A 3,207-nucleotide genomic window follows, 5' to 3' on the forward strand; every position below is an offset into this window, starting at 1 on the left:
ACCCCCCAGCAGGGGGAGCTGCAGGGCAGCGGGTGATCCTAAATTAGAACAAGAACTGGTTTGGCCAAGCCAACGGCATCCCTTTGGCAGCCTTTTTGTTTTCCCGTTCAAGAACTCCCGCCGTGAGCAGGACTGTTGCCGATCCCTCCTCGCGTTCCTCTGCCCAGGTGCCGGATCCGGGTGGAGCCTGGTGGGATCTCCACATCCTCGCCTCCCCTGTGCAGGAAGACCAGATCTTCTGGCGGCTGGAGAGCTTTGGCTGTCAGGGCATGGCCAGCCAGGCTTGTGGCGAAGACCAAATTAGCATTCACGCCTATTTGCCCTGCTTCCGCGCCACTCCTTTGGACTTGGCGGCTCTGGCGCTGCGCCTGCGGCAAGATGCCCTCATGGCCGGCCAGCCCCTTCCCAAGCTGCACTGGGAACGAATGGAAGCAGAGGATTGGAGCAACAGTTGGAAGCAACACTGGCGGCCTGAGCCAGTGGGAGAGAGGCTGCTCATCTGTCCAGCCTGGCTGGATCCACCCCCCCACCCTGGCCGTCTCCTGCTGCGGCTGGATCCGGGCATGGCCTTTGGCACAGGCACCCATCCGACCACCCAGCTTTGCCTGGAAGCCCTGGAGATGCGCCTAGGAGCGGGTACAGAGGGGGTGACGGTAGCCGATGTGGGCTGCGGTTCGGGCATTCTGTCGGTGGCGGCAGCCCTCTTAGGGGCCAAGCGGGTTTATGCTGTGGATGTTGACCCGCTGGCGGTGCAGGCAGCACTCCACAATCGCGACCTCAATGGCCTTACAGACCGGATCGAGGTGGCTCAGGGCAGTCTGGAACGCATTCCGGAGATGGTGGATGGACTGGTGTGCAACATTCTGACCGACGTGATCCTGGATATGATCCCGGGGTTTGGCCTAGTGGTGAAGAAAGGGGGCTGGCTTATCCTCAGCGGCATTCTCCTCGAGCAGGCCAGGTTGGTTACGGAGATGTTGGAGGCCAACGAGTGGTTGGTTGCAGCCCTTTGGCGACGGGGGGAGTGGTGCTGTCTGAACGCACGCGCTCTCTAAGTTCCCTGCCCCGCCTGGCTATCGACCCGGCCCAGCGGGATCCCACCGGTGGGATCTATTTAACCAGCCCGCAGCGGCACTACCTGCAGCGGGTGCACCGCCTTCGGGGGGGGGATCCCTTTTTGGTTTTGGACGGCTCCGGCAAGCTGTGGCTGGCCCATTGGCAGCCCCAGAAATGCCAAATTGTGGCTGAGGTAGAGGCCCCGCCGCGGGAATTGCCCGTTTACCTGCATCTGGGCTTAGCAGTGGTCAAGGGGCCGGGATTTGACGAGGTGTTTCGCCAGGTTACCGAGCTGGGGGTAGCGCGCATTACCCCTCTGCTGACGGAGCGCACCGTGGTGGAGCCGGGATCGGGGCGGCAGGAACGCTGGCAAAAAATTGTGCGGGAGGCAACAGAACAGTGTGAGCGGCTGCACTGGCCTCAAATTGACCCGCCCACTTCCTGGAGCCGCTGGCTGGCTGAGCTCAAGGCCAACTGGTGGGGCATAGCGGTTGCCCGCCAAAACGCCCCCCCGCTGCTGCAAGTCCTGCCGCCTCTAAGGGGTGCCGTCGTGGCGCTGGCTATTGGCCCAGAAGGTGGCTGGACAGAGACGGAGCGCCGCCAAGCGGAAGCCCACGGCGGAGTGCCTGTTTCTTTGGGCCCTACGATCCTGCGATCCACCACCGCGGCGGTGGCCGCTGCCAGCCAAGTTGCCGCTTTCTACGCTAGCTTGAGCCCTTGAGCCGAGGCTAGCTCTGCCCCCCGCCAGCAGGGCGATATTATGGCATTGACACGAACCCTTGCTTCCCAGGGCGGGGCTCTGGGTGAGAGGAACAGACATGGAGAAAATCCACGCGGTGCGGGGTACCCGCGACATCCTGCCTCAGGAGGTAAGGCTGTGGCAGCAGGTGGAGGCCAGTGCCCGCGAGATCTTGGGGCGGGCTAACTACCAGGAGATCCGCACCCCCATTTTGGAGCTGACGGAGCTTTTTGCTCGCAGCATCGGCAGTGCCACCGACGTGGTGGGCAAGGAGATGTTCTCCTTTAGCACCCGCGGTGAGCAGGAGGTGAGCTTGCGTCCCGAGAACACTGCTGGTGTGGTGCGGGCCTACATCCAACACGGGCTGCAGATGGCGGGCGATGTGCAGCGCCTCTGGTACTGTGGGCCGATGTTTCGCTACGAGCGTCCCCAAGCGGGGCGGCAACGCCAGTTCCATCAGTTGGGGGTGGAGCTCCTGGGCAGCCGCGATCCCCGCGCCGATGCCGAGGTTATCGCTCTGGCCTGGGATCTGCTGCGGGCGGTGGGGGCGGAAAATCTCACTCTGCGGCTCAACTCCCTTGGGGATCCGCAGGACCGGCTGGCCTATCGCCAAGCCCTGGTGGACTACCTCACCCCCTTGAAGGAAGAGCTGGATCCGGACTCCCAGGAGCGTCTTGGCCGCAACCCCCTGCGCATCCTCGACAGCAAGGATCCCCACACCCGCGCCATTGTTGAGAAAGCGCCCAAGCTGCCCGATTACCTTAGCGCTGACTCACGCGCCTTCTTCGAGCAAGTGCAAGCTCATCTCAAAGCCCTAGACATTCCCTATGAGCTGGATCCCTACCTGGTGCGCGGCTTGGACTACTACACCCACACCGCCTTCGAGATCGTCTCGCCGGAATTGGGCTCCCAGAGCACCGTCTGCGGGGGCGGCCGCTACGACGGCCTAGTGGAAGATCTGGGCGGACCGCCGACCCCGGCCGTAGGCTGGGCCATCGGCATGGAGCGGCTGGTGTTGCTGCTGCAAAAGAAGCAGCTAGAGGGGGTGGCCAGGCCGCTGGACGTCTACGTGATCTCCCGCGGAGCCAAGGCAGAGGCCCAATCCCTTCAGGTTGCCCAGGCCCTGCGCCAAGCTGGTTTTTGCACCGAGCTGGATCTCAGCGGCAGCCCCTTTAGCAAGCAGTTCAAGCGGGCTAGCCGCAGCGGCGCCACTTGGGCTGTGGTCCTGGGAGATGCGGAAGCGGTGGCCGGCGAGGTGCAGCTGAAGCACTTGCCCACAGGACAGCAGCAAACCCTCCTGCAAGCTGAGCTGGTGAAGTATTTGCTCTCCCAGAGGTGACCGCACAATGCTGAGTTTTTGGGTACGGCGCAACGGACAAGAAGAATGGCAGCCAGTACCAGCCGAAGGAGCC

General features: G+C 63.3%; 3 protein-coding genes. All 3 read left to right on the forward strand.

The genetic code is table 11. The annotated features are described in order from the left end of the window. Positions 1-167 precede the first annotated feature (167 nt). The 3 genes from prmA (at position 168) to hisS (ending at position 3,134) form a co-directional block, all read left to right on the forward strand. Positions 168-1,055, forward strand: coding sequence for a 50S ribosomal protein L11 methyltransferase (gene prmA / locus NW807_RS08580; protein WP_414425873.1), 888 nt, complete (start codon positions 168-170; stop codon positions 1,053-1,055). Continuing rightward, a complete protein-coding gene (locus NW807_RS08585; RefSeq protein WP_414410461.1) occupies positions 1,025-1,777 on the forward strand; it encodes a 16S rRNA (uracil(1498)-N(3))-methyltransferase in 753 nt (250 codons plus the stop codon). Before prmA ends, NW807_RS08585 begins: the two co-directional genes overlap by 31 nt. A 97-nt stretch (positions 1,778-1,874) precedes the next feature. Beyond that, the gene (gene hisS / locus NW807_RS08590) at positions 1,875-3,134 is read left to right on the forward strand and encodes a histidine--tRNA ligase (protein ID WP_414425835.1); all 1,260 of its coding nucleotides are present in this window, start codon (positions 1,875-1,877) and stop codon (positions 3,132-3,134) included. The last annotated feature ends 73 nt before the right edge of the window (positions 3,135-3,207 follow it).

The organism is Synechococcus sp. R70.1 (assembly GCF_047461675.1).
Classification (GTDB): Bacteria; Cyanobacteriota; Cyanobacteriia; order Thermostichales; family Thermostichaceae; genus Thermostichus.